A 21,725-nucleotide genomic window follows, 5' to 3' on the forward strand; every position below is an offset into this window, starting at 1 on the left:
TCCGGCCAAGCAAGTATATTGCGCGGATGCACGCGCAGAAAATATGCAAATATGTGGTTTGCAGATGCAAACTTTGTGGACCGCACCGCGGCCGATGCCCTACAGCCGCGCGTCCAGCCAGACCTGTGCCTGCGTCAGCGCGAAATGCACCCGTGCCGCATCGCCGGCCTTCAGGCGGGAGCGCAGCAGGAACTGATACCGCCCGAGGTCGACCTCCGACAGCGCCTGCAACAGCGCCAGCAGCCAGCGTTCGTCGAAGGTCCGCGCCGCGTCGCCCGGTGGACAAAGGTCGAGCGGGCGGGCGAAGGCGCCCTCCACCGTGCTCAGAAAGCGCTCGAACGGGTGGTTTTCCCGCGCGTCCATTTCCCGGACGGCACGGAGCACATCCAGCCGGGGATCGGCCTCGCGAAGCTGCGGGAACCGATGGGACCAATGCTCCCCCGCCGCGGCGTTCATGGTCGGTCTGGCTGTCATCGCTTTGCACCCCTTATTTCCGACCAATTTAATCAGTTAATACGGCGGCACGCAACGGCCTTCTCGATCCCCTGCCCCTGCGCCACCCCCGACTGCCGCGAAACCGGGCAACCGGCACGCCAACGAAAAAGGGCGGCCCCATCGGGCCGCCCTTCCGTTTACCTTGTCACCTGAGGGATCAGCTGATGCGGTTCAGCAGTTCGCCCACGGAATGCTTGGCGTCACCGTAGTACATCCGCGTGTTGTCCTTGTAGAACAGCGGGTTCTCGATGCCGGAGTAGCCGGTGCCCTGGCCGCGCTTCGACACGAAGACCTGCTTGGCTTTCCAGACTTCCAGCACCGGCATCCCGGCGATGGGCGAGTTCGGATCGTCCTGCGCCGCCGGGTTCACGATGTCGTTCGAGCCGATGACGATGACCACGTCGGTCGAGGGGAAGTCCTCGTTGATCTCGTCCATTTCCAGCACGATGTCGTAGGGCACCTTCGCCTCTGCCAGCAGCACGTTCATGTGGCCCGGCAGACGGCCCGCCACCGGGTGGATGGCGAAGCGCACATCCTTGCCCTTGGCGCGCAGCTTGCGGGTCAGCTCGGCCACGTTCTGCTGCGCCTGCGCAACGGCCATGCCGTAGCCCGGGACGATGATGACGCTGTCCGCTTCTTCGAGCGCGTTGGCCACGCCGTCCGCATCGATCGCGATCTGCTCGCCCTCGACTGCCATCGCCGGACCGGAGGCGCCGCCGAAGCCGCCGAGGATCACCGACACGAAGGACCGGTTCATCGCCTTGCACATGATGTACGACAGGATCGCACCGGAGGAACCCACAAGCGCACCGACCACGATCAGCAGGTCGTTGCCCAGGGAGAAGCCGATGGCCGCCGCCGCCCAGCCTGAATACGAGTTGAGCATCGAGACCACGACCGGCATGTCGGCGCCGCCGATGCCCATGATCAGGTGATAGCCGATGAAGAACGCCAGGAGCGACATCACCAGCAGCGTCCAGCCGCCGCCCGTCGACATGTAGATGACGAGCAGGATCAGCGAGAGGATCGCCGCGCCCGCGTTCAGCATGTGGCCGCCCGGCAGCTTCTGCGCCGCGGAGGTCACCTTGCCCGCCAGTTTGCCGTAGGCGATGACGGAGCCGGTGAAGGTCACCGCACCGATGAACACGCCCAGGAACACCTCGATCTTGAGGATGTTGATCTCGGCCTGGGTCTTGTGCGCCACGGTGGAGGCAAAGCCCTTCAGCGCCGCCAGCCCGGCTTCGTCACCCGCCGACTGCAACGCGCCGACGGTGTTCATGACGAGTTCGGCGTTGTAGCCCACGAAAACGGCCGCGAGGCCGACCAGCGCGTGCATCCCCGCCACCAGTTCCGGCATCTGGGTCATCTCGACCCGGCTGGCCAGCAGGTAGCCGATGACGCCGCCGCCCGCGATCAGGATGATCGACAGGATCCAGAGGCCCGAGCCCGGTCCGATCAGCGTGGCGAAGACCGCCAGCGCCATGCCGACGATGCCGTACCACACCGCGCGTTTCGCGCTTTCCTGCCCCGAAAGGCCGCCCAGCGAGAGGATGAAAAGAACGGCTGCGACCACGTAGGCCGCTGTCGTGAATCCGAAGTCCATGTGCAATGTCCCCCCTTACGACTTCTGGAACATGGCGAGCATGCGCCGTGTCACGAGGAAGCCGCCGAAGATGTTGATACCGGCGAAGAAGACCGAGATGGCCGCGAGGATGACAACAAGCCAGTTGCCCGCACCGATCTGCATCAGCGCGCCGAGAATGATGATCGAAGAGATCGCGTTGGTGACCGCCATCAGCGGCGTGTGCAGCGAGTGCGACACGTTCCAGATCACCTGGAAGCCGATGAAGACCGACAGCACGAAGACGATGAAGTGCTGCAGGAAGCTGGCCGGCGCCACGAGGCCCACGAGCAGCATCAACGCACCGCCTATGGCGAGCAGCGTCACCTGGCTTTTCGTCTGGGCCTTGAAGGCGGCCACTTCCTTGGCGCGCTTCTCCTCGGGGGTCAGCTCCTTCGGCTTCTCCTTTTTCTGCGCGGCGATGGCCTGGACCTTCGGCGGCGGCGGCGGGAAGGTGATCTCGCCCTGGTAGGCGACGGTTGCGCCGCGGATCACGTCGTCGTCCATGTTGTGGTTGACCTTGCCGTCCTTCTCGGGCGTCAGGTCGGTCATCATGTGACGGATGTTGGTGGCATAGAGCGTCGAGGACTGCGTCGCCATGCGCGACGGGAAGTCGGTGTAGCCGACGATGGTCACGCCGTTCTCGGTCACGACCTTCTCGTCCTTGACGGTGCCCTCGACGTTGCCGCCCTTCTCGGCGGCGAGGTCGATGATCACCGAGCCCGGCTTCATCGCGGCGACCATGTCGGCCAGCCACAGCTTCGGCGCCTCGCGGTTGGGGATCAGCGCCGTGGTGATGACGATGTCCATCTCGGGCGCCAGTTCGCGGAACTTGGCAAGCTGCGCCTCGCGGAACTCGGGGCTGGAGACCGAGGCATAGCCGCCGGAGGCGCTGCCGTCCGCCTGCTCTTCCTCGAAGTCGAGGTAGACGAATTCGGCCCCCATCGATTCGACCTGCTCGGCCACTTCGGGGCGCACGTCGAAGGCGTAGGTGATTGCACCGAGCGAGGTGGACGTGCCGATGGCGGCCAGACCGGCCACACCGGCGCCGACGACCAGCACCTTGGCCGGGGGCACCTTGCCCGCCGCCGTCACCTGGCCGGTGAAGAAGCGGCCGAAGTTGTTGCCCGCCTCGATCACCGCTCGGTAGCCCGCGATGTTGGCCATTGACGACAGCGCGTCCATCTTCTGCGCACGGGAGATGCGCGGCACCATTTCCATCGCGATGACGTTGGCGCCCTTCTCCTTCGCCTTTTCGAGACCCTCGGCGTTGCCGCCCGGGTTGAAGAAGGTGATCAGTGTCTTCTCCGGCGTCAGCCGGTCGAGTTCGTCCGCCGTGGGAATGCGCACCTTGGCAATGATGTCGGACTGCGACCACAGCGCATCGGCGGTCTCCACCACGGTGACGCCGGCCTCTTCGTACAGCGCGTCGGCAAAGCCCGCCTTCTGGCCCGCGCCGCTCTCGATCAGGCAGTCATAGCCCAGCTTCTGGAGCTGGCGCGCGGAGTCGGGCGTCATCGCCACCCGGTTCTCGCCGACTTCGACTTCTGTTGGTGTCCCGATTTTCACGTCTCTTGTCCCCCTCTTCAGGAAATCCCGGACCGGATGCCGCACGTCGCGGCCCCGGCATTACGGTTTGACGATGGGTCTACACGTCTGACCTAATGTTTCCAAACCGTATCTCGCGCTTCTAGACCACAGCACGGGAGAAAGTTAAAGATGTCTATTCGTTTATTGCGCAACCTGTCTGACCTAAGCAACAAACTTGCGCACCGATGTATACCGAAGCCTGGCTATGGCGCGGCGTGGAACCGATGCCGGGCTCGCCCGGGCGTTGAAATTGCTTGCGACGTCCGGAAGCATCCGACGATTCAAACGCGGTCCGCAGGGGAATACCGAGACCCGACCGGGGGCTTCAAACACGGATGGGCACGCCGCGAGCCAAGGGCCGGCTCTGCGTGACACGCACCCGACCGGGGGCTTCAAAAGCACCACCGATCCGGACAATAGGCCCGAGGGCGCCCTGACCTCGCTCGCGTGAAGGAAGGCTGGGCAGCGGCCTCAGTGACGAGGCCAGACCGAAGAGCCGCCCGCCGATCCCATAGGCCGCCAAACCTTGCTCACCGTGTGTCCATAGCCGAACCGCCTCCCGCAGAGGCGTACTCAACTCAAACCCAGCGGCGGGTCTCCCGCTCGTATCGTGCGAAGGCGGTGGTGAACCTCTGCCGCAGCCGCGCCTCCTCCGGCACGATGAACCGCCGCTCGATCACCCAGACGAAGACCGGCACCAGCGGCAGCGCCAGCACCGCATCCCAGTAGAGGATCAGCCCGGCAAGGATCATCGTGTCGCCCAGGTAGATCGGGTTCCGGGACCGCTTGAAGATGCCGGAGGTCACCAGCCGGTCGGCATTGCGGTGCGGGATCACCGTCGTGCGATGGCGCCGCATCTCGAAGATCGCCAGCCCGAGAAGGAACAGCCCGCCGCCCACCAGCAACCCGCCCAGAAGGTCGGCCCAGACGGGCCCGAAGGACCCGCGCGGGAACCATGTCTTCTGCCACCACGCCAGCGCCGCGAATCCCGCCAGCCAGACCGGCGGCATGTCCAACCACTTCAACACGCAACCCTCGCCTTCATCCTGATCCCAGTACCCCGCATTGCCTCTCCGCAGGAAAGGCGGGGGCAGCGCTCCCTCCCCCGCCATGCAACACGTACTCCGTCCTGCACCGGCGCGCCCGGAAACGCCAGTGACCGAATGCAACGTCCGCCGCCAGCAGCGCGGCCCCCTTCAGGACGGCGATACGCGCACCGACGGCACCGGCGGGCCAAGGCATCTCCGCCATCCCAGCGGTGCGGAAGGTGTCACTCCCACTCCATCTCCTCGAACACCCGCCCGGCGTTCTTCGTTGCCAGTTCCTCGAAGGTGTCGAGATGCGCCCAACGCGCCTGATCGACGTAGTAGGCGCCGGCCAGGTCGCCGCCCTCGTCGATATGCGCGCCGACCTTCTCACGCAGGTCGCGCAGATAGCCGACCGTGCCCTCCGTCACCGTGCCCATGTTCGTGGGATGGCCGTGGCCCGGGATCACGTAGGCTGCGCCGAGATCGGAGAACGGGCCTTCGAAGGTCTCGATCCAGCACGACGTGCAGGTGTCGGCGAAGATCGGTGGCATCCGCTCGTGAAAGGCGATGTCCCCGGCAATGACGATGTCCCACTCCGGGATCCAGACCTGGGCGTCGCCCGGCCCGTGCGCAGGGCCGAGGTGCAGGACCTCGAACCCCACCCCGCCCATCTCGAACCTGTACCCGTCCTCGAACGACAGGTTCGGCACCACCACCCGCGTGCCTTCCGCCTTGTCGCGGTTGTAGCCCTGCATGCCCTGCAGGATGAAATCGCCGTTCTCCTCGACCTCCGCGATCGCCTCCGCATGGGCGAGGATGTCGACCCCCTGATCGGACCAGTAGGCATTGCCGAGCATGGCGTGCCCCTGCCCGTTCTCGTTGATCACCAGTTTCACCGGCAGATCCGTGACCTTGCGGATCTCCTCGTGCAGCGCCGCCGCCAGCCGGACCGAGGCGCCGCCGTTCACGACCACCACTCCCTCCTCCGTGACAACGAAACTGAGGTTGTTGTTGTGGCCCGCGTTCTCGTAGGTCGGCGGCGCGGTGGCCCCGATCGCGGTCCAGACGCCGGGAATGAATTCGACCGGCGCGTCGTACAGTTCGGATTGCGGATACTTGTCGGCAATCTCTTCGTTGGCCAGCGCCGGCATCCCCGCCAGCACCAGCCCCGCAACAAGCAACGTTCTCATGGCAATTGTCCTCCCTCGAAACCCGGAACACATTCGCATACGTGAATGACATTGCCAAGCCACCCAGCGCCTTGTCCCCGCCCGCCACGCCGTTAATGTGCGACGCACCCGGCGCACATCCGGCGCGCAGGACCAAGGGGAGGACACATGCTGCAGGGCAAACATGCGCTCGTCACCGGCGGCGGTACGGGAATTGGCCTCGCCATCGCCCGCGCACTGGCCGCAGAAGGCGCACGGGTGACCATCACCGGCCGCCGGCCCGGCCCGCTCGAAGAGGCCGCCACCGACCGGATCTTTGCCCTGCCGATGGACGTCGCCGACGAGGACTCCGTCACCCGTGGCATTGCGACGGCCGTCGAGGCGCGCGGCCCGATCCAGATCTGCGTGCCGAATGCCGGGATCGCCGAAGGGCGCGCGCTCCTGAAGACCGACATGGCGTTCTGGCGGCAGATGATGGCGATCAACGTCGACGGCGCCTTCCTGACGATCCGCGAATCCCTGAAGTCGATGACCACAACCGACTGGGGCCGGGTCATCGCCGTCTCCTCCATCGCGGGGCTGAAAGGGCTGAAGGGCGCGCCCACCTACAGCGCCTCGAAACACGCGCTTCTGGGGCTGATCCGGGCACTGGCGGCGGACTACGCGACGAAGCCCTACACCTTCAACGCTCTCTGCCCCGCCTATGTCGACACCGACATCGTCACCCGCAATGTCACCTCGATCATGGAGCGCACCGGGATGGACGCGGAAAAGGCACGCGACGTGATGGTCGGCGTCAACCCGCACGGACGGCTCGTCACACCCGAAGAGGTGGCGGAGGCCGCCCTGTTCCTCTGCGGCCCGCATTCGGGCAGCGTGAACGGCCAGGCCATCCAGATCGCCGGGGGTGAGGTGTGAAATACACCCACCGCCGCCCCGACCCGCCCACACGGGCGCCCGCCCCCTGACCCGCCCCGTCCTTCCGTGACCGGGGCCAGACCCCATGCACAACAGGACGACACGATGACCGATTTCACCGCGACCAAGACCCTCTTCGACCTGCCCCCGGGCGTGACCTACCTCGACGGCAACTCGCTCGGCCCGCTGCCCCGCGCCACCGAGGCGCGCGTGGCCCGCGCCGTGCGCGAGGAATGGGGCGGTCACCTGATCTCCGCCTGGAACGCCTGCGGCTGGATGGAGATGCCGCGCCGCCTCGGCGACCGCATCGGACGGCTGATCGGCGCGGAACCGGGCCACACGGTGATCGGCGACACCCTGTCGATCAAGGTCTTTCAGGCACTGGCCGCCGCGCTGAAGCTGAATCCGGAGCGGCGGGTGATCCTTTCAGACACCGGCAACTTCCCGACCGACCTCTACATGGCAGAGGGCCTCCTGAAGCTGCTGCCCGAGGGCTACGAGCTGCGGACCGTCGCCCCCGAAGACGTTGCGGCGCACATCACCGAAGAGGTCGCCGTCACCCTGATCACCGAGGTCGACTACCGCACGGGCCGCCGACACGACATGGCCCGGCTGACCGAACTGGCCCACGCCAGGGGCGCGCTGACGATCTGGGACCTCGCGCATTCGGCGGGCGCCTTCCCGGTGCATATGTCGGACTGCCACGCGGACTTCGCCGTGGGCTGCACCTACAAGTACCTCAACGCGGGCCCCGGTGCGCCCGCCTTCATCTACGTGGCGCCGCGCCACGCGGACCGGGCGGAACCGGCGCTGGCCGGCTGGATGGGACACGCGGCGCCTTTCGCCTTCGACCTCGGCTACCGGGCCGGAGAGGGCATCGAACGGATGCGCGTGGGCACACCGCCGGTCCTGCAGATGGCCGCGCTCGACAGCGCGCTCGGGATCTGGGACACCGTGGACCTCGCCGCCCTGCGCACCCGCGCGCTGGAGCTGGGCGACCGCTTCATCGCAAAGGTCGAGGCGCAGACAGACCTCGCCCTCGCCACGCCGCGCGCACCCGAAGACCGCGGCTCGCAGGTCTCCTTCCGCCATCCCGAAGGCTACGCGGTGATGCAGGCGCTGATCGCCGAAGGCGTGATCGGCGACTTCCGCGCCCCCGACATCCTGCGCTTCGGCATCACCCCGCTCTACATCGACGAGGCCGACATCGACCACGCCGCCGACACGCTGGCGAGGATCCTCGCCACCGGCACGTGGGACCGGCCGGAGTTCAAGGCACGCAAGGCCGTCACCTGACACCCCCGGCTTCTTTGCTTTCCAAATACTCCGGGGGAGTCCGCGCAAGGCGCGGACGGGGGCAGCGCCCCCCCTGCGCGCGACCTCTCCACCCGGTCACCCGGTGGCCGCACCTTCACCGGGCCCAAAGCTCGTACCACTTCCACTCCAGAAGTCAGGCGGTGCCGGACGACGCTCGGTCAGTGAACAGTATCGGGATGCCGAACAGGATCATTCCGCCGAAGGCGCGCTTGTGCCAGTGCAGGCGGGTCGCCGCGAAGGCGGCTGCAAACTGGCCGAGCCAGACGAGACAAGCCGCGCCAATGATCTGGACGGCAATGCGCATCAGCGCCAAGGCCCAGTGCGCTGGCGGCGATCATGGGCTCGAAGACGGCCACCCGCACAGTGGCCGCGCCGATGGCGGCCCCGGCGACGCTCCGTACCGAACGTGGCCAGCGGCGCTTTTGGAGTGCGTGAATGTCACCAGTACCGAACCCAAAGGCGGATGACCGGCATTGCGCGACGCGGCAGGCTTCACACGCGGTGTGCTGTCGTCGAAATTGCACCGGGCGGTACCCTGCATATTGCACTCCGCCCCCGAGGCAGGCGAACGATGGTCGGATGCGATCATGGACAGGACACTGACAAGCGCCCCGAGCCCGATCACGGCACGGGGCAACCAGGACCGGCGAACGCGGTTGCGGCGCAAACGCTCGCCACAGTCTCCTGCGGCGCGGGAATGGATCATTTCGTGCGCCTCCTGTTCGCCGACCATGACTTCGGACATGCGAAGGGCGACCGCGCAGCGGCGGACGCCCTCCCGGCCCCGTGTCAGAGCCTGCTCAGTTCGGGGTCCTCGCCACCAAGCCAGGCGTTGCGGAAGGCGCGCGCGGCCCGTTCGATGACGGAGGCATCCGCCTGTTCGGCCTTTTCGACCTGCCACAGGCCCCAGAGCGCCCACGCATTGTTGGGATGCGTCTCCAGTGTGCCCTCGAATGCCGTCCTCGCCCCATGAAGATCCCCGGCCTCCAGAAGGACGGCGCCCAGGGTCTGCCGCACCGGGTAGTACCAGTAGGGCGGCTCCATGTAGGCGATGGTGCCTTCCAGCGCGATGGCCTCTTCGAGGTGATGCGCGGCTGAGCGATGATCGCCTTTCGCCTGTGCGATTCGCGCCTCGACGATGTGCTTCGCGATCCCGAGGACATCGCGCGCGGGCAGGTATTGCGCTTCCAGCCCGGACAGATCGGCATCGGCGATGATGCGTTCGATTGCCTGCTGTTCGGCGATGGCGGCGTCGAGATCGCCCTTGAGCGCGAAGGCCGTGCCGCGGGCATAGTGCCAGTGGCCCTTCACGAAGGGGAAGGTTTCCCCCGGATCCGGCAGGGCCAGGATCCTGTTCGGGTCGCTGAACTGTGCGTGCGCCGTAAAAGGCGCCGTGTCGATGGCCTGCACCCAGGCCAGATCTCCGCTAACCTCGGCGGAAGTTACACCGGCCAGTTTCGCCGCGGCTGCAAGCGCCTCGTCCTTCAGGCCGGCCATCTGTGCACCCACCAGCAGGAAGTGGATGTTGTGCGGGTAGTAGCCATAGCGGTAGAGCGCACTGGCCCTGTTGCCGGCCGCGGCAAGGTAGGCTTCGTCGGCGGCGATGGCGGCCTTGTTCACCTCGATCGAATCCGAGTAGCGGCCGATACGGTTGTAGATATGCGCGGGCATGTGGACGAGGTGCCCGGCCATCGGCACGCTCCCCCGCAGGAGGTCCGCCGCGATCTCGCCCTGTGCAGGGTCTGCCGATGCTTCGACGGCGTGGATATAGAGATGCAGCGCCGCGGGATGGGCGGGGTCGATCTCGATCGCGCGTTCCAGTGCGGCCAGGATCTCGGCCCCGTTGCCCTTGGGCGTGATGCCGTCTTCCTCCCAGTAATCCCAGGGCTGCAGGTTCATCAGCGCGTCGGCGCGGATCACCTGCACATTGGCATCGTCCGGGAAACGGGCGGCGACATCGGCCATCGCATCGGCAAAGGCGCTGTCGCGGTCAGACTGCGTGCCGCCTTCGACGGCGTAGCGCAGGGTCACGGCCTCGGCCAGCATCCGGTCGCGGTCGTTCGCGGCGGTGGCGCGCGCCATTTGCGCAGCCTCGACCGCGCGCGGTGCGTTTTCGGGATGCATCCCGTCATTCAGGTTCGGACCCAGGGCATAGGCTTCGGCCCAGTAGCAGGCCGAACAGTCCGGGTCGGCCTGCTGTGCCGCGCGGAAGGCCAGCCCGGCGGCGGCATGGTTGAAGCCCCACAGAAGCCCCATGCCCTGTTCGAAATGGGCGCGCGCTTCGGGCATGTCGGTTTCGGGGTCGAAGCCGAAATCGCCGAACCCCGCGAAGGCGCTGATGGATGCGGCATCGGCGACGGGCATCTCGCCGGTGGCGTGTTCGACACCGGGCTTGTAGAGCTCGGTCTTTCGGTCGTTTTCGTGGGCGAAGGCGCCGTGCGTCAGGGCGGTGGACGCCATCAGAAATGCGGCAGAGGTCAGTCGCAGGATCATGGGATTTTCCTTTCGTGGCAAAGTGATGCGGTTCAATTCGAGGGTCAGTGGGCGACGCCGCGATAGATGCGCGATCCGGGGACCGGCGCCGCGACATGCATGCGCCGCACAGGGCGGTGGACGACGCCGCGGTAGATCAGGCGCACGGGCCGGACCGGACGCTCGACCGGCAGGTCCGACCGGCGATAGGCGGCACCGCGGTAGCGGAACGGCAGGTCCGGTTCCGCTGTGGCCCCGGGAAACACCGGGGGCAGGACGGAAGACCGGGGCTGGGGCAGACCGAAGGTCCAGAAAAGGGCTTGCATGGGAAAACTCCGTTAATATGCGTGTTCGTCACAGTTGGGATGGGGCCGCCCGGCGGTGCCGGACGGCGCTGGTTCAGGCCGCGTACGGGGCGACGCAGCAGTCTGCGACAGCCTCGACATGACGATGATCGGTGCCGCAGCACCCGCCCATCACGGCGAGTTTCGGCAGCAGGCGGCGCAGGCGGGCATAGTCGCGCCCGAATTCGGCCGGGTTGCCGTCGTCCAGCTCCTCCGCCTCGTCGAGTTCGGCATGGCTGAGGCGCGAGGCATTGGCACGGATGCCGCCGATGCGGTTCAGCCAGCCCGAGCCTGCTTCGAGGGCACCCCGGAAATGGTCCGGATGGGCGCAGTTCACCATGAAGTAGGCGGCGGCCCCGCCGGTCTGGGCATCGGTCTGCTCGAATGCCTCCCCAAGCGGCGTTCCGTCCGGCAGCCTGCCGTCGGTTTCGACCGTGTAGGCGACGACCACGGGCATCCCGGCCTTCACGGCAGCGCGGATCACGCCCACGCCCTCGGCCACGGTGGACAGGGTCACGGCGGTCACCATGTCGGCGTCGGTTTCGGCAAACCAGCAGATCTGCTCGGCATGGTAGGCCTCGGCCTCGGCGGCATTCATGGCGGTGTCGGCCACATAGCCGTCGCCGCGCGGCCCGATGTTGCCGGAGATCACGACCGGCCGGACACTGCCCGCATTGGCCCGCAGATCGGACAGGAAGCCGATGGAGGCGCGATTGATCCGGGCGAGATCCTCGGCGGAATGGCCAAGCTGCGCGCCCCAGTCACGGCTGGCACGCCAGGTCGGCGCCTCGAGGAGGAAACCCGTCGCGTGATCGGACGCGATGGTCAGGTGCCTGCGGTAGTACCGCGTCAACACCTCGCGCCCTGCTGCGCTTTCCATGAGCGGATAGGCTGCAAAAGCTGGCAGATCGAGCCCTTCGTGGAAGATCAGCGTGGTTTCGAGACCGGAATCGGTCAGAAGGAGAGTGCCGCCGGCTTGCGGCAAATTATTGCGGTATGAGGTCATTGCGATCACCATGGGTAAGGTTTGTTGAAAGGGAGCCCGGAGACTGCCTCGTGGGGGTCGATCCGAGGCAGTCTGAAAGCCGCGCGGATCTGACGTGAAAGCGTTCCCGGCATGGGTGACGGGACGCTCCGCCTTCGCCGCGTGTCGGAGGAAGACAAGTTCTTGAGGAAAGGCATTGTTCGTATCACCTGGTTGCAAGTCGTGTGGGCGTTCTCTGCTTTCGGCGTGAAACGACTCGGTGGCGTGGCGTGAAAGGAGCGTGAAAGGATGAAGCTCTGGCTCGATTGTCTCGGAGGATGCGCCCTGTCGCGCGATGGCGCACCTGTCGCGATTCCCGCGCGAAAGGCCCGCATGTTGCTTGGCCTGCTGGCGGCGGCGCGTCGCCGGACCATGCCCCGGGTGCGCCTCGCCGCGCTTTTGTGGGAGGCAAGCGACAGCGATCAGGCCCGGGTCAGCCTGCGGCAGGCCCTCGCCCAGATCCGCCGCTCGGCCGGCGAAGGATGGGTCGAGACGGACGGAGACGACCTTCGGCTGGGCGACGCGGTCGGCACCGACCTCGATGCCTTCCACGCGGCCCTGACCCGCAACGATCCGGTCGAGGCCGCGCGACTGTACCGTGGTCCCTTCCTCGAAGGTCTGGACGCCTCGACGCCCGACCTCGGGCATGCCATCGCGGCTGAGCGCGCGCGGCTGGCCGGATTGGCGTCAGAGGCTCTGGCCCGGGCCCTGGACCGGGCGGACGACGGCGCGGATGCCTCGGCGCTTGCGCATCGTCTGCTTAGTCTCGATCCACTGAACGAGGTCGCCCATCGCCGCCTGATGCAGATCGACGCGGCCCACGGGATGCGCGGCGCAGCACGCGCGCGGTTCGAAAGCCTCGAAGCCGCGCTGCGCCGGGACATGAACAGCGCGCCCGAACCTGAAACGCGCGCGCTATACGACCGGATCCGGCGTGGCGGCGGCCAGAGTGCCACTCCAGGCGCGGTCGAGGTGCCTGCGCCCGCCGCCCCCGACCCCGCCGGTTACCTGCTTCTCGGCATGGAGGCGGAGGGCGCGCCCCACTACGCCATGCTGCGCGACCGCGCGTCTGGTCACGGTGCCGTCGAACAGGACTCCGGTCCCGGCGAAATTGCCCTGGTCTATCGCGACATGCGCCTTCGGGAGGTCTGCGCCCGCGCGCTCGAGCTGTCCGAAGCGGCGGGCGGGACCCTGTCCTTCGGGCTGGTGCCATTCGATGGGCAGGATGACGGCGCCGCGCGGTCGATTGCACAGGCCCGCCGGATGGCCGCCCGGGCCGATCCCGGGTCCATCCTCGCGACGCGAGACCTTGCCGCGCGGGTCGGTCTCGCAATCGAACCGGATCAGAGCATGGTGCCCCTGCGGCCCGATGCGATGCGCGCGAGACCGGTTCTGCCGCTCGTAGGTCGGGCCATGGAACTGGCGCAGCTCGAAGCCGCGGTCGCCGGGGTGCGCCAGTCGTCCAGCAGCCTGACCGTGCATCTGTCCGGCGAAGCGGGCATCGGCAAGAGCCGCCTCGCCAGCGAGGTCATCCGCCTGTCGGAACGGGCCGGCATGGCGATCGCCGTCTGCGGCTTCGATGCCTTCTCTCCGGGCTCGCGTCATCTCGCGCAACGGATGATAGCAGGGTTGTCGGCGCCTCCGGTCCCCGATCCCGAGGCACCGCCCATAGAGCGCGCGATCTGGAGATGGCTGACCGATCCCGAAGACGAAGGCGAAGCGCGTTTGCGCTTGAGCGCTCTCGACCCGCAAGCGCAGCAGGAGCGGATACTGGACGTCCTGTCCGCCGCACTGAAACGCGCGGCAGAAGAGACAGGGCTGCTGATCCTGATCGAAGACTGCCACTGGCGCCCCGATGGTGCGGGCGATTTCATCCTCGCGCTGCAGGCCCGCCTGCGCGACAGCCCCATCCTGCTGCTGCTGACGGAACGCCCGCACCCCGGCAGCCTCGATCACCGCATCGCCACGCGGGCCAAGTCCGGCCTTTCGCGGATCTCGCTCGCCCCCTTGCCGGAGGCGGCGGCGCGGGAACTTGTCCAGGCCGTGGCCCCGGGCTTCGCGTCAGCCGAGGAGGCAATCGACCGGGCCGCGGGCCATCCGCTCTTTCTGATACGGTTGATCGAGGCGGGCTGGACCGCAGGCGCCCTGCCCGCAACCGTGACCGAACTCGTGCAGGAACAGATCGAGCGGCTGCCGGAGCAGGAACGCGCCGCGCTCAGGACGGCGGCCATTCTGGGCGCAAGCTTCGATCCTGGGGACATGTCCGCCATCTTTCCCGAAACCGCATCGCTCCGGGCGAACGGCGATCTCCTGCACGAAACGGAAACGGGGCTCGCCTTCGGTCACGACCTGATCCACCGTGCGGTCTACGAAAGCATCCCCGAGGAGACCCGCCAGACCTGGCATGCCCGTGCTGCCGCGCATTTCCGCGGGCACGATCCCATAAGCTGGGCCGAGCACGCCCTGAAGGCCGCCGACGATGCGGATGCAGGACATGCAGCCGTCGCTGCGGCCAACGCGATGATTGCGGCGCGGCGCTTCTCGGCAGCCTATCCGTACCTCGAAGCCGGCTTCGCCCGCGACAGCGACGCGGAGGCCAGCGCCGAGCTTTATTCCTGCCGTGCAGGCATTCGCAGGGTCCGCGGCGACATGGCCGGCGCGCTGGAGGATTACCGGGCCGCTCATGCACGCGCCATCCGGTCCGAGACCCGCGTCGCGATGCTGTGCCGCCAGGCGCTCGTGTTGCACCGGCTGGGTCGCGGGGACGAGGCGGACCGGGCTCTCGACGCCGCGGAGGAGATCGCCGATGACATCGGCCTGACCGGATCGGGACGCGCCGAGATCCACGAACAACGCGGCAACCGCGCCTTCGTGCGCGGAGACCATGCCGCCTGCATGCGTCACCATCGCGCCGCCCTCGCCGCGGCCGAGGCGACAGGCGCCCCGCGCGGCATCGCGCGCGGGCATGGCGGGATCGGGGACGCCGCCTATGCCGCGGGGCGCTTTGCCACGGCCTATCGCCATTTCACGAAGGCGATTGAAACCGCGGAACAGGCGGGCCTTGGTCTTGTCCGCGAAGAGTACCTCTTCATGCGGGCCTTCGCGCTGTTCTTTGCCGAGCCCGGCCCGCAGGCGAGCCTGCTCTCGGATATCGCCGTCGACAGCGCCGTCCAGTGCGGTGCCATTCGGACGGAGATGATCGCACGCGAGGTGCGGGCCGAAATGCGCCTTGCCAACGGCGACCTGGCCGGGCTGGAGGAAGACCTGCAGGCGATCGAGAAACTGGCGTCCATCCGGGGCGAGAACCGTTTCTCGAAGGACGTGGAGACGCTTTACGCGTTCCTCGAATGGCGCCGGGGGAATGCAGAGGCGGCCCGACGGCGGCTTGCCCCGCTTTTGCCGGACGCGGTGGACGACGCCTATATCGGCGGCACGATCCTCGGGCTGGCCGCCATCTGCGCAGAGAGCACGGCGGAGAGAGACCGCGCCATCGCCGACGGGCTGACCTGCCTCGAACGGGGTGCGCTTTCACACGCCGTCATCTGGTTCCATTCCAGCGTCATCGAGCGGGCGATCAGCGACGCCGACCGGGATCTGGCACGCCGGCACATGGACGCGCTGACAAGCTATGCCGCAGAAGAACCCATCGGACTGGCGTCGCTGTACGTCCGGTCCGCTGTGTTGCTGCTCTGGCCATCTGAACCCGAAGCCCGGCGGGTGCTGGCCACGGACCTGCGCGCGGCCTGCCTGGAAGACATGGCACGGATGCTGGAGAACTCGGGCTCCCTGGCCGACGCCCCCTGAGAGGGTCTTATCCCGTGGCGAGCGGGCGCGCGGCCTGCATGGCAACGAGGAGCGCGGTGGCCAGGGTGTCGCCCGGCCATGCCGCGAGATGCCGGTCGAGCGCGGACGTATCAGCGCCATCCTCGCCCCAGCCCGCCAGAATGGCCAGGTGGGACGCCTCACGGTCGGTCCTTGGAAACGGCGCGAGCAAGCGGGTCATGGCCCGTCCGGCCGCGGGGTCTTCCGACAGGACCAGATGTGCCATGGCCACATGCGCCATCACGAAGGTCGGCGCGAGGCGGAGAGCGGTGTGGAAGGACGCCATCGCCTTGTCGGGCATGTGGTGCATCGAAAGGACACCGGCTTCGAAAGGACGGACGCTGCCGCTCGTCGCGCCGGACAAGGGCCATCCATCGCTGCCCCTGACGGGCTGTTCGAGAAACGGGACACCCATCGTCCTACTCCGAACCTGCGGGGGCCGATGGCCACGGCACGGCTTTCAGTCGGCCCATGATGTGGGCGTCTTCGTATGCGCCATCCACGAACACGAACTGGCGCATGGTCCCTTCGATCGAGAAACCGAGTGACCGGTAGAGAGCGATCGCCTTTTCGTTACCCGCCCAGACGGTGAGGGAGAGGCGGCGGACCTGCAGCCACCTGTCGGCGAGATCGATCAGCTGTTGCAGCATGTGGCGGCCGATGCCGTGCCCGCGGTGATCGGGGTGGACGGCAACGATGTCGACCTCGGCGCAATGCCAGTGCCTCGGGAGGGAGGGATAGGTCACCATGGACGCATATCCTGCAACCGCCCCCTGCCGCAGCGCGACGATCTTTACCACGCCCGGTTCCTCGGCGATGCGTTGCGCAACGCCTGCGGGCGACTCGAACGGCAAGCGCATCGTGCCGCGATTGACGTGATCCGACTGCAGTATTTCCTGTATCGCATCGGCATCCGAAGGGCGCACGTGGCGCAGCGTCGTGATGCCTGCGGCGCAGGCCGAAATCGGTTCGATCATGCTGTTCATTTCGTCCTCGCGATGTTCCCGGCCCCTGCGGGCAGTCTTTGGGTTCGACCTTGATCCGGGATTTGGACGATCAGCGTGAAAGGCGCCGCTCTCGGGGCGTGAAATGGCCGTGAAAGTTGACGATGTTGGCTTCGGCGAACGGAACGGGTCGTGAGTTCGATGGCTGCGCGACTGGAAGACCCCCGCAGCGTTGACCAGCGTGTGGTCAGATCAACGCCTTGGAAATGCAGGGCTCCGGATCGGAGAAAGCCGCGTTTAAGCCCCTTCGCTGTCCATCGCTAAAAACCGGCACACTGAAATTTGGGGAACGCATGCCACGCGCGTCACCATCCAGACGGACAGTCAGGCGACATTACATACGCCTGTCGTTCGACGTTCCTGCGAGCAGCCTTTCAGAACAATCCCGACGGTGGCGCCACGTCCTCGGGCCGCGGACCTGAGGGCCAGTGGAAGAGCCTTTCGTCGGCCTGGATTGGCACATCGTTGATCGAGGCGTGGCGCTCGGCCATGAGACCCGCCTCGGTGAACTGCCAGTTCTCGTTGCCGTAGGACCGGAACCACTGGCCTGAGTCGTCGTGCCATTCGTAGGCGAAGCGGACGGCGATCCTGTTGCCGGTGAACGCCCAGAGCGACTTGATCAGGCGATAGTCGTTCTCTCGCTGCCACTTGCGCGTCAGGAACGCGTGGATCTCGCCCCTGCCCCTCAGGAACTCCGAGCGGTTCCGCCAGAACGTGTCCTCCGTGTAGGCCAGGACGACCCGGTCGGGATCGCGCGTGTTCCACGCATCCTCGGCCATGCGCACCTTCTGGCGGGCGCTTTCCTCGGTGAAGGGGGGAAACGGGGGGCGGGACATGCCGGGGCCTTTCGATATGCCGGTCCGGCACCCTGCGCGGGGACCGGACCGTTGAGTGGGGGTGGCAGGCGTCACGCCCGCCACGACTTCACCAGCTGTTGTAGCCGAGGTACTTGCCCGACATCTCGATCTTCACGCGGTCGCCCTTGGGATTGGGCACGCGGGTGATCTGCATGTCGAAGTCGATGGCGGACATGATGCCGTCGCCGAACTTCTCGTGGATCAGCGCCTTGATCGTGGGACCGTAGACGCCGACGATCTCATACAGGCGATAGATGCAGGGGTCGGTCGGCACCGTCTGTTCCCAGACCTTGGTGGGGCTTTCGGCCAGCACGCCCGCGGCCTCCTGCGGCAGTCCCATGACCGACACCAGAAGCTCGGCTTTCTCGGGCGGCATCGCGTTCATTCCCATGCAGGCGGAGTGGGTCCAGACAGGGGACATGCCGATCTTGTCCGCGATCCCCTCCCACGTCAGGCCGGCCTGCTTCTTGGCCGACAGGATCATCACGGTGACGTCCTCTTTGGTCATCATCTTGGGCACCTCGTAGTTGTCTTTCATGGGTCTTTCCTTGGAATGGCGGCCTCAAGCCGCACGGCTCAGATCAGCGGCCCGGGGCCGCGGGGTCATCGGTGCACGGCACGAAGCCGCGGGCTGTCGTCGCTGTCGTCTTCGGTCGGGGTTTCCGTCAGGTCGATGCGCACGGTTTCCGGCGATTGCGGCACCCCGTTCGAGGGCTGGCCCGCCAGCTCCTTCGACCGCCGTCCGAGGAACTGCACCAGGTGGTTGCGGATGGCGTAGTAGTTCGGGTGCTCGACGATCTCTGTCCGGTTGCGCGGACGGTCGATGGTGATCTCCACCGACTCCGCCACGCGCGCCAGCGGCCCGTTGGTCATCAAAAGGATGCGGTCGGCCAGGAGGATCGCCTCGTCGATGTCGTGTGTGATCATGAAGACGGTCTGCTGTGTCCGGCTCCATATCTTCAGCAGTTCCTCCTGGATCGTGCCCCGGGTGAGCGCGTCGAGCGCGCCGAAGGGTTCGTCCAGCAACAGCAGCTTCGGGTGGTTCGCAAAGGCGCGCGCGATGGACACGCGCTGGCGCATGCCCCCCGACAGTTGCGCGGGCTTGCGGTGGATCGCGTCGCCCTCCAGCCCGACCATGGACAGATACTGCTCCGAATGCTCCGCCACCTTGGCGCGGGACCAGTCGGGATGCCGCGCCTTGACGCCAAACATCACGTTGCGCAGCGCCGAGAGCCACGGCAGCAGCGAGTAGTTCTGGAAGACGACACCGCGGTCGAGCGACGGTCCCGACACCTCGAAGCCGTCCATCTTGACGACGCCGGAGGTGGGCTCCGCCAGACCGGCGAGGATGTTCATGATCGTCGACTTGCCGCAGCCGGAGTGGCCGAGGATGCAGACGAATTCGCCTTTCTCGACCCCGAAGGTGGCATCTTCGAAGACGGTCATCGTGCCGCCCTTGCCGTCCGGGAAGGACTGGGTCAGCTTCTCGACGCTCAGATAGGGTTTGGTCATGCCGAGGGCCTTTCGGATTGGGGGGCTTGGGCGTCACGCCTCGGCCGGCGGGCGCCGCGGATGCGGTCTGGTCCGGCGGCGGCGCCATGCCCCCTTTCGGGGAGGCACGGACGCGCGCTTTGTGGATCACTCCGCATAGGCCACCGCCCGCTGGAGCGCCCCGAAGGCCGAGTCCAGCAACATGCCGACGACGCCGATCATGAGGATCGAGAAGATGACGGAGGTCAGGTCGAGGTTGTTCCACTCGTTCCAGACGTAGTAGCCGATGCCGGTCCCGCCGACCAACATCTCGGCCGCGACGATCACCAGCCACGCGATGCCGATGGAGATGCGCATGCCCGTGATGATGGTGGGGGCCGCGGCGGGCAGGATCACGGTGAAGGCGGTTTTCAATGCCCCCAGTTCATGTGTGCGCGCCACGTTCACCCAGTCCGACCGTACACCCGCCACACCGAAGGCGGTGTTGATGAGCATTGGCCAGATCGAACAGATGAAGATCACGAAGATCGCAGAGGCCTCGCTGTCCTGGATGATGAACAGCGCCAGTGGCATCCATGCGAGCGGCGAGATCGGCCTCAGCACCTGTATGAAGGGGTTGAGCGCCTTGTAGGCTATGGGCGACATCCCGATCAGGAAACCGAGCGGCAGGGCAACCAGCGCCGCCAGCGCATAGCCCGTCAGCACCCGGTAGATCGAATAGCCGATCTGGATGCCGATGCCCTTGTCGTTCGGGCCCGCATCGTAGAACGGGTTCGACAACTGCTCCCACGCCTTCGCGAGGACCTGCGACGGGGGCGGCACCCCGGCCTTCTGGGCACCGCCGCCGGTGAGACGTTCGTATTCCGTCATCTCGGACAGCGGCTTCTGGCCGGGGATGGCGGCCTCCCACACGAGGAGGCCGACCGCCAGCAGGAGAAGCGACAGGATCGCTGCCTTCTGGTTCAGGGAGAGCGTCATGGTTCAGCCCTTGCCGATGGCGAAGGACTTCACGTAGCCCTCCGGGTCCGCCGGATCGAAGGTCTTGCCCATGATCGTGTGCGACGTGTAGGTGACGTCCGGCGCGTCGTAACCCAGATCGTTCATGATCTTCTTGCAGTCGGCGGCGAGGTAGACCTGCTCGGCCACGCCGCGGTAGTCGACGTCACCCTCGATATAGCCCCACCGCTTCATCTGCGTGAGGATCCAGACGCCCATGGAGTGCCATGGGAACGGGTCGAAATCTATGCGGTCGGGCACCTGCTTCACCTCGCCCAGACCGTCGGCGTATGTGCCGGTCAGCACCTGTTCGACCACCGGAACCGGCTGGTTGAGGTAGTTCGTCGGGCTGATCGCCTCGGCGATTTCCTTGCGGTTCTCCGGGACGCGGGCGTATTGCGTTGCGTCGATGATCGCCTTCAGGAGCGCGCCGTAGGTGTTCGGCAGTTCCTGGGCAAAGGACAGCGGCGCGGCGAAGGCGCAGCAGGGGTGGCCTTCCCAGATCTCCTTGGTGAGGACATGGATGAAGCCGATGCCCTCCCAGACCGCACGCTGGTTGAACGGGTCGGGCGAGAGGTAGCCGTCGAGGTTGCCCGCGCTGAGGTTCGCCACCATCTCCGGCGGCGGGACGACGCGGATCTGGATGTCGACATCGGGGTCCAGCCCGTGCTCCGCCACGTAGTAGCGCAGCAGGAAGTTGTGCATCGAGTATTCGAAGGGCACGCCGAAGGTGAAGCCCTTCCACTGCTTGGGATCGCGCTTGTCCTTGTGGTCGTTGTGCAGGACGATGGCCTGCCCGTTGATGTTCTCGACCGCGGGCATGATGTAGGGGCTGGCGGTGGAGCCCGCGCCCAGCGTCATCGCGAGCGGCATGGGCGTCAGCATGTGGGAGGCGTCGTATTCGCCGGCCAGCGACTTGTCCCGCGCAACGGCCCAACCGGCGGTCTTGATGACCTGCGCGTTCAGCCCGTATTTCTCGTAGAACCCGAGCGGCTGCGCCATGATGATCGGCGTCGCACAGGTGATCGGCACGAAGCCGATGTTGAGGTCGGTCTTCTCGGGCGTGCCCAATTCGTCGAGGATCGCAGCCTTGGCCTTGTCCATGGGAAAGACCGAGGCCAGCGCCGCCGCGAAGGTGGTGCCACCCACCATGCCCATGAAGGACCGGCGGCTCAGGTCGTTCTGGCCGAACATCGACCGGACCACCGCGCTTTCGACGGCCCGTTCCAGCATCGCGTCGGTGGTGTCCGGTGCCGCAGTCTCGGCGGCGGTTTCCTTGCAGCTTGCACATCCGCAGCCTGCGCCGTGGCGCAGGTCGGACTTCGGATCGAAGGGGTTCCCCAGACTTTTCATGTGTTCCGTCTCCCGTGTTGATGCCCGGTCTTTCGAGGACTGACCGCGTCTGATGGGAAAAGGTTAACGCGGTCCGTCGCGTCGGTTGACGATTTTTCGGGAAACGCGGATTGATTGAATGCATCGTAAAATCAATTGTTTGACCCGCTCACCGCATCCCAATAAAATACGAATTTTCGTAATTTATGATTTTTCGTAACACGGATGCTGCGTTGCGGTATTGT

Annotated in this window: 19 protein-coding genes; 3 read left to right on the forward strand and 16 right to left on the reverse strand. The window is 66.5% G+C overall.

Annotated features, from left to right (window positions below; translation table 11 throughout):
- Nucleotides 1–99: 99 nt before the first annotated feature.
- From ACU0DV_RS02220 to ACU0DV_RS02240, 5 genes are all read right to left on the reverse strand, one after another.
- The gene (locus ACU0DV_RS02220; RefSeq protein ID WP_157815037.1) at nucleotides 100–474 is read right to left on the reverse strand and encodes a hypothetical protein; all 375 of its coding nucleotides are present in this window, start codon (nucleotides 472–474) and stop codon (nucleotides 100–102) included.
- A 178-nt stretch (nucleotides 475–652) separates the two neighbouring features.
- Nucleotides 653–2,098, reverse strand: a complete 1,446-nt coding sequence (locus tag ACU0DV_RS02225) for an NAD(P)(+) transhydrogenase (Re/Si-specific) subunit beta (protein WP_100930103.1) — start codon at nucleotides 2,096–2,098, stop codon at nucleotides 653–655.
- Nucleotides 2,099–2,113: 15 nt separating this feature from the next.
- Nucleotides 2,114–3,685: a Re/Si-specific NAD(P)(+) transhydrogenase subunit alpha gene (locus ACU0DV_RS02230; protein WP_100930102.1), complete on the reverse strand. Its 1,572-nt coding sequence runs from the start codon at nucleotides 3,683–3,685 to the stop codon at nucleotides 2,114–2,116.
- Nucleotides 3,686–4,284: 599 nt separating this feature from the next.
- On the reverse strand, nucleotides 4,285–4,716 hold the full coding sequence (locus ACU0DV_RS02235; RefSeq protein WP_446241442.1) for a methyltransferase family protein: 432 nt from the start codon (nucleotides 4,714–4,716) through the stop codon (nucleotides 4,285–4,287).
- 260 nt (nucleotides 4,717–4,976) lie between these two features.
- Nucleotides 4,977–5,924, reverse strand: a complete 948-nt coding sequence (locus tag ACU0DV_RS02240) for an MBL fold metallo-hydrolase (protein ID WP_446241424.1) — start codon at nucleotides 5,922–5,924, stop codon at nucleotides 4,977–4,979.
- Nucleotides 5,925–6,071: 147 nt separating this feature from the next.
- Here ACU0DV_RS02240 and ACU0DV_RS02245 point away from each other — a divergent pair, with 147 nt between their 5' ends.
- Nucleotides 6,072–6,821 (forward strand): SDR family NAD(P)-dependent oxidoreductase, encoded by a 750-nt coding sequence (locus tag ACU0DV_RS02245; RefSeq protein WP_446241423.1) that lies wholly within the window; start codon nucleotides 6,072–6,074, stop codon nucleotides 6,819–6,821.
- A gap of 105 nt (nucleotides 6,822–6,926) precedes the next feature.
- Entirely contained in the window at nucleotides 6,927–8,117 is a 1,191-nt protein-coding gene (gene kynU / locus ACU0DV_RS02250) for a kynureninase (RefSeq protein WP_446241422.1), read from the forward strand.
- A 154-nt stretch (nucleotides 8,118–8,271) separates the two neighbouring features.
- Here the strand turns inward: kynU and ACU0DV_RS02255 are convergent, their stop codons facing one another.
- The 4 genes from ACU0DV_RS02255 to ACU0DV_RS02270 form a co-directional block, all read right to left on the reverse strand.
- Complete coding sequence (locus ACU0DV_RS02255; RefSeq protein ID WP_446241421.1) at nucleotides 8,272–8,451, reverse strand: hypothetical protein; 180 nt, start codon at nucleotides 8,449–8,451, stop codon at nucleotides 8,272–8,274.
- Nucleotides 8,452–8,927: 476 nt separating this feature from the next.
- Entirely contained in the window at nucleotides 8,928–10,631 is a 1,704-nt protein-coding gene (locus tag ACU0DV_RS02260) for a tetratricopeptide repeat protein (protein WP_446241420.1), read from the reverse strand.
- 44 nt (nucleotides 10,632–10,675) lie between these two features.
- Nucleotides 10,676–10,936: a hypothetical protein gene (locus ACU0DV_RS02265; RefSeq protein WP_446241419.1), complete on the reverse strand. Its 261-nt coding sequence runs from the start codon at nucleotides 10,934–10,936 to the stop codon at nucleotides 10,676–10,678.
- A gap of 73 nt (nucleotides 10,937–11,009) precedes the next feature.
- A complete protein-coding gene (locus ACU0DV_RS02270; RefSeq protein WP_446241418.1) occupies nucleotides 11,010–11,960 on the reverse strand; it encodes a homocysteine S-methyltransferase family protein in 951 nt (316 codons plus the stop codon).
- 267 nt (nucleotides 11,961–12,227) lie between these two features.
- On the opposite strand from ACU0DV_RS02270, the gene ACU0DV_RS02275 reads away from it, so the two are divergent.
- Nucleotides 12,228–15,782 (forward strand): AAA family ATPase, encoded by a 3,555-nt coding sequence (locus tag ACU0DV_RS02275; RefSeq protein ID WP_446241417.1) that lies wholly within the window; start codon nucleotides 12,228–12,230, stop codon nucleotides 15,780–15,782.
- A gap of 7 nt (nucleotides 15,783–15,789) precedes the next feature.
- Here the strand turns inward: ACU0DV_RS02275 and ACU0DV_RS02280 are convergent, their stop codons facing one another.
- From ACU0DV_RS02280 to ACU0DV_RS02310, 7 genes are all read right to left on the reverse strand, one after another.
- The gene (locus ACU0DV_RS02280; RefSeq protein WP_446241416.1) at nucleotides 15,790–16,215 is read right to left on the reverse strand and encodes a hypothetical protein; all 426 of its coding nucleotides are present in this window, start codon (nucleotides 16,213–16,215) and stop codon (nucleotides 15,790–15,792) included.
- Between the two features lie 4 nt (nucleotides 16,216–16,219).
- The gene (locus ACU0DV_RS02285; RefSeq protein WP_446241415.1) at nucleotides 16,220–16,786 is read right to left on the reverse strand and encodes an N-acetyltransferase family protein; all 567 of its coding nucleotides are present in this window, start codon (nucleotides 16,784–16,786) and stop codon (nucleotides 16,220–16,222) included.
- Nucleotides 16,787–17,178: 392 nt separating this feature from the next.
- A complete protein-coding gene (locus ACU0DV_RS02290) occupies nucleotides 17,179–17,640 on the reverse strand; it encodes a nuclear transport factor 2 family protein (protein ID WP_446241414.1) in 462 nt (153 codons plus the stop codon).
- A gap of 88 nt (nucleotides 17,641–17,728) precedes the next feature.
- Complete coding sequence (cynS, locus tag ACU0DV_RS02295; RefSeq protein WP_283980500.1) at nucleotides 17,729–18,199, reverse strand: cyanase; 471 nt, start codon at nucleotides 18,197–18,199, stop codon at nucleotides 17,729–17,731.
- A gap of 65 nt (nucleotides 18,200–18,264) precedes the next feature.
- On the reverse strand, nucleotides 18,265–19,173 hold the full coding sequence (locus ACU0DV_RS02300; RefSeq protein ID WP_100930091.1) for an ABC transporter ATP-binding protein: 909 nt from the start codon (nucleotides 19,171–19,173) through the stop codon (nucleotides 18,265–18,267).
- 126 nt (nucleotides 19,174–19,299) lie between these two features.
- Nucleotides 19,300–20,130 carry a nitrate ABC transporter permease gene (ntrB, locus tag ACU0DV_RS02305; protein ID WP_100930090.1) on the reverse strand — a complete coding sequence of 277 codons (831 nt, stop codon included), beginning with the start codon at nucleotides 20,128–20,130 and terminating at the stop codon, nucleotides 19,300–19,302.
- 3 nt (nucleotides 20,131–20,133) lie between these two features.
- A complete protein-coding gene (locus ACU0DV_RS02310; protein ID WP_100930089.1) occupies nucleotides 20,134–21,501 on the reverse strand; it encodes a CmpA/NrtA family ABC transporter substrate-binding protein in 1,368 nt (455 codons plus the stop codon).
- Nucleotides 21,502–21,725: the final 224 nt, after the last annotated feature.

The sequence above is a fragment of the Sagittula sp. genome, from assembly GCF_052825245.1.

Excerpts from the sequence above, each read along its gene's own strand:
- ACU0DV_RS02275 (WP_446241417.1), top strand. The coding sequence starts at position 12,228 with ATGAAGCTCTGGCTCGATTGTCTCGGAGGATGCGCCCTGTCGCGCGAT.
- ACU0DV_RS02245 (WP_446241423.1), top strand. The coding sequence starts at position 6,072 with ATGCTGCAGGGCAAACATGCGCTCGTCACCGGCGGCGGTACGGGAATT.
- ACU0DV_RS02220 (WP_157815037.1), bottom strand. The coding sequence starts at position 474 with ATGACAGCCAGACCGACCATGAACGCCGCGGCGGGGGAGCATTGGTCC.
- ACU0DV_RS02280 (WP_446241416.1), bottom strand. The coding sequence starts at position 16,215 with ATGGGTGTCCCGTTTCTCGAACAGCCCGTCAGGGGCAGCGATGGATGG.
- ACU0DV_RS02290 (WP_446241414.1), bottom strand. The coding sequence starts at position 17,640 with ATGTCCCGCCCCCCGTTTCCCCCCTTCACCGAGGAAAGCGCCCGCCAG.
- cynS (WP_283980500.1), bottom strand. The coding sequence starts at position 18,199 with ATGAAAGACAACTACGAGGTGCCCAAGATGATGACCAAAGAGGACGTC.
- ACU0DV_RS02240 (WP_446241424.1), bottom strand. The coding sequence starts at position 5,924 with ATGAGAACGTTGCTTGTTGCGGGGCTGGTGCTGGCGGGGATGCCGGCG.
- ACU0DV_RS02260 (WP_446241420.1), bottom strand. The coding sequence starts at position 10,631 with ATGATCCTGCGACTGACCTCTGCCGCATTTCTGATGGCGTCCACCGCC.
- ntrB (WP_100930090.1), bottom strand. The coding sequence starts at position 20,130 with ATGACGCTCTCCCTGAACCAGAAGGCAGCGATCCTGTCGCTTCTCCTG.
- ACU0DV_RS02265 (WP_446241419.1), bottom strand. The coding sequence starts at position 10,936 with ATGCAAGCCCTTTTCTGGACCTTCGGTCTGCCCCAGCCCCGGTCTTCC.
- ACU0DV_RS02225 (WP_100930103.1), bottom strand. The coding sequence starts at position 2,098 with ATGGACTTCGGATTCACGACAGCGGCCTACGTGGTCGCAGCCGTTCTT.
- ACU0DV_RS02300 (WP_100930091.1), bottom strand. The coding sequence starts at position 19,173 with ATGACCAAACCCTATCTGAGCGTCGAGAAGCTGACCCAGTCCTTCCCG.
- ACU0DV_RS02270 (WP_446241418.1), bottom strand. The coding sequence starts at position 11,960 with ATGACCTCATACCGCAATAATTTGCCGCAAGCCGGCGGCACTCTCCTT.
- kynU (WP_446241422.1), top strand. The coding sequence starts at position 6,927 with ATGACCGATTTCACCGCGACCAAGACCCTCTTCGACCTGCCCCCGGGC.
- ACU0DV_RS02310 (WP_100930089.1), bottom strand. The coding sequence starts at position 21,501 with ATGAAAAGTCTGGGGAACCCCTTCGATCCGAAGTCCGACCTGCGCCAC.
- ACU0DV_RS02285 (WP_446241415.1), bottom strand. The coding sequence starts at position 16,786 with ATGAACAGCATGATCGAACCGATTTCGGCCTGCGCCGCAGGCATCACG.
- ACU0DV_RS02235 (WP_446241442.1), bottom strand. The coding sequence starts at position 4,716 with ATGCCGCCGGTCTGGCTGGCGGGATTCGCGGCGCTGGCGTGGTGGCAG.